General features: G+C 78.0%; 1 protein-coding gene. It reads left to right on the top strand.

What is annotated here, in order from left to right; all coding sequences use genetic code 11:
• Window positions 1–131 precede the first annotated feature (131 nt).
• Window positions 132–848 (top strand): glycosyltransferase family 2 protein, encoded by a 717-nt coding sequence (locus G3I42_RS33745; RefSeq protein ID WP_164291471.1) that lies wholly within the window; start codon window positions 132–134, stop codon window positions 846–848.
• Window positions 849–960 lie beyond the last annotated feature (112 nt).

The raw sequence follows: 960 nt of genomic DNA on the forward strand, positions 1-960 counted from the left end.
GCTGAGGCGGCGCGGGCGGCGGCGGGACGGCCCCGGCGCCGCCCGGCCGCCGCCCGCCCGCCTTCGCCCGCTCCGCGTTTCGCAGGGCCACGCTGCCCGATTCATGGCATTTGTCTTCGTACGGTGTGCCCATGAACCACCCCACCCCCACGCCGCTCGCCCCTCCCCGGGCCACCCCGCCCGCGCCCGTCGACCTCGTCCTCCCCTGCCTCAACGAGGCCGCCGCGCTGCCCTGGGTGCTCGGCCGCGTCCCCGAGGGCTGGCGCGCCGTCGTCGTCGACAACGGCTCCGACGACGGCTCCGCCGAGATCGCCGCGGCGCACGGCGCGCACGTCGTCACCGAGTCGCGGCGCGGCTTCGGCGCCGCCTGCCACGCCGGGCTCGAAGCGGCGACCGCGGACCTCGTCGCCTTCTGCGACTGCGACGCCTCGCTCGACCCCGGCCTCCTGCCCGCCTTCGCCGACCGGGTCTCCTCGGGCGCCGCCGATCTCGTCCTGGGCCGCCGCAGGCCCGCGCGCGGAAGCTGGCCGCTGCACGCCAGGCTCGGCAACGCCGTGCTCGCCCACAGCCTGCGCCGCCGCACGGGGTACGACCTGCACGACCTCGGCCCGCTGCGCCTCGCCCGCCGCGCGGACCTGCGCGCACTCGCCCTGAGCGACCGGCGCAGCGGTTACCCGCTCCAGATGGTCGTGCGCGCGGCCGAGGCCGGCTGGCGGGTCGAGGAGCGCGACGTCCCGTACCTGCCGCGTACCGGCACGTCGAAGGTCACGGGGACGTGGCGCGGTACATGGCAGGCCGTGCACGACATGCGCCGCGTGCTCGCCGCCGCCGGGACGGAGGCCCGGTGAACGCCGCCGTACCCGCCGCCCGCCCGGTTCCCCCGGACCTGACGCTCGCCGTCATCGCGAAGGAACCGCTGGCCGGGCGCGTCAAGACGCGGCTGTGCCCGCCGTGCACGCC

This window comes from Streptomyces sp. SID11385, assembly GCF_010548245.1.
Taxonomy (GTDB): domain Bacteria; phylum Actinomycetota; class Actinomycetes; order Streptomycetales; family Streptomycetaceae; genus Streptomyces.

What these genes read in the sequence shown, in the direction of transcription:
- G3I42_RS33745 (WP_164291471.1), top strand. Translation starts at nt 132, where the DNA reads ATGAACCACCCCACCCCCACGCCGCTCGCCCCTCCCCGGGCCACCCCG.